The following is a 2214-nucleotide window of genomic DNA, read 5'->3' as shown; positions in this document are numbered from 1 at the left end:
CCGACTTTGCCCGCCATGTGGATTACATCCATTACAACCCGGTCAAGCATGGATTGGCCCGTTCACCCGCAGCGTGGCCGTACTCCAGCTTCGGCCGCTATGTGAAGGACGGGGTTTATGCGCCGGATTGGGGGCGTGATTCGATGTGTTTTGAAGGCGTCGGGCGTGAGTAGGGCCGATCAGGGGTTGTCGGGTTACGCTGCGCTAACCCGACCTACGTCTGCGGCAAGCTGACTCGGGCAGGAAAGGCACGAACCAAGGCCGGCCGCGCACGGCCGCCCCGAAGCGGCCGGCCTGCCCCCCAGTGGGGGGAGGCGCCGCAGGCGCTTCGGGGGGCGTCCAACTATGCCGCCTTCTTCATCTGCTTCTGATACAAGAACTCCAGAATCGCCGCCCGGCATTCGACGAAGTGGGCGTCGTGGGCCAGGGCGAGGCGGTCGCGGGGTTTGGGGAGCTTCACTTCGAGGATCTCGCCGATGGTGGCTGCGGGGCCGTTGGTCATCATCACCACGCGGTCGGAGAGCAGCACGGCCTCATCCACGTCGTGGGTGACCATCACCACGGTGGCGCCGGTCTTTTCCATCACGCCGATGAGTTCGTCCTGCAGCGAGGCGCGGGTGAGTGCGTCGAGGGCGCCGAAGGGTTCGTCCATCAGCAGGATCTGGGGCTCCATCGCAAAGGCGCGGGCGATGCCGATGCGCTGCTTCATGCCGCCGGAGATTTCGTGGGGCAGCTTCTGGGCGGCGTGGGCCATGTGCACCATCTCAAGGGCTTCGTTGGTGCGGGCCTTGAGCTTGTCCTTGCCTTCCTTGGTGCCAAACACGCGCTCGACGGCGAGGTACACATTCTCGAAGCAGTTGAGCCAGGGCAGCAGGGAGTGGTTCTGGAAGACCACCGCGCGCTCGGGGCCGGGGCCGGCGATCTCGCGGCCGTTGCACAGCATCACGCCGGAGGTGGGCAGGGTGAGGCCGGCGATGAGGTTGAGCAGCGTGGATTTGCCGCAGCCCGAGTGGCCGATGAGCGAGACGACTTCGCCCTTCTTGATCTGCAGATTGACGTTCTGCAGGGCGATGAAGCGGCCTTTCTTGGTGTCGAAGCTCATGCCGACGTTTTCGACTTTGACGATGGCGTTCATTTGATTTCTCCTGGAGGCGGTATCAGTTGGCGCCGTAGCTGAAGCGGCGGGCGATGAGCAGCAGGAGCTGTTCGAGCAGGAGGCCGACGGTGCCGATCACGAAGATGGCGATGATGATGTGCTCGACCTTGAGGTTGTTCCATTCGTCCCACACCCAGAAGCCGATGCCGACGCCGCCGGTGAGCATTTCGGCGGCCACGATGACCAGCCAGGCGGTGCCGATGGACAGGCGGATGCCGGTGAGCATGTAGGGCAGCACGGAGGGGAAGAGGATCTTGGTGATGATCTTGAACTCGGAGAGGTTGAGCACCCGGGCGACGTTGAGGTAATCCTGGGGCACGCGCTGCACGCCCTGGGCGGTGTTGAGGATCATCGGCCAGATGGAGCAGATGAAGATCGTCCAGGTGGATGCCGGGTCGGCGGCCTTGAACACCATGAGCCCGATGGGCAGCCAGGCCAGCGGCGAGACCGGGCGCAGGATGCTGATGATCGGTTCGAGCATGCTGTTCATGAAGGCGAAGCGGCCGATGATGAAGCCCAGCGGGATGCCCACCAGCGCGGCGACGCCAAAGCCGATGGCGACGCGCTTGAGGGAGGACAGGATGTTCCAGCCTATCCCCTGGTCGTTGGGCCCGTTCTGATAGAAGGGATCGGCAAAGAGCGTGATGGCGGCATCGAGGGTCTTTGCCGGGCTGGGAAAGTCGGCGGATTTCATGGCCACCAGCGCCCACAGGCCGATCACCAGCGCGAAGCCGACGAGGGGCGGAATGACCTTGCGGGCAAGGTTGCCCAGGTGCGTGCCGAAGGAGACGGCGTCGTCCTTGGGGGGCTTGGCGGCTTTTTCGGTGGGGGTCGTGGTGGCGCCCATCTTGGAATCCTCTGTCTTGATGGCTTCAGCCCGGACAACCGGGGCAGGCTCGGCCTCTGGCCGGACGGTGACGAGGCCGGACGTTAGCGATGCAGTGCTCATGGTGATCTCCGTGATCTTCGTGACGGCGGGTTAGCCTGTCGGGTTGCGTGCGGGGTTGAATCGGGGGTTGGGGTGGCGGGCCGATGGGGTCGGCCCGCCCGCCGGTCAG

Annotated in this window: 2 protein-coding genes; both read right to left on the bottom strand. The window is 64.6% G+C overall.

Annotated elements, in window-relative coordinates; genetic code table 11:
• Positions 1-343: 343 nt before the first annotated feature.
• Complete coding sequence (locus ACE3N6_RS06305; protein ID WP_374244340.1) at positions 344-1135, bottom strand: ABC transporter ATP-binding protein; 792 nt, start codon at positions 1133-1135, stop codon at positions 344-346.
• Positions 1136-1157: 22 nt separating this feature from the next.
• On the bottom strand, positions 1158-2105 hold the full coding sequence (gene ntrB / locus ACE3N6_RS06300; RefSeq protein ID WP_374244339.1) for a nitrate ABC transporter permease: 948 nt from the start codon (positions 2103-2105) through the stop codon (positions 1158-1160).
• Positions 2106-2214 lie beyond the last annotated feature (109 nt).

It is taken from the genome of Zoogloea sp. (assembly GCF_041904905.1).
Lineage (GTDB): Bacteria > Pseudomonadota > Gammaproteobacteria > Burkholderiales > Rhodocyclaceae > Zoogloea.
This window is presented reverse-complemented; position numbering and strand designations above follow the sequence as displayed.

Bases quoted from the DNA above. Each gene is read 5' to 3' on its own strand.
- ACE3N6_RS06305 (WP_374244340.1), bottom strand. From the start codon at position 1,135: ATGAACGCCATCGTCAAAGTCGAAAACGTCGGCATGAGCTTCGACACC.
- ntrB (WP_374244339.1), bottom strand. From the start codon at position 2,105: ATGAGCACTGCATCGCTAACGTCCGGCCTCGTCACCGTCCGGCCAGAG.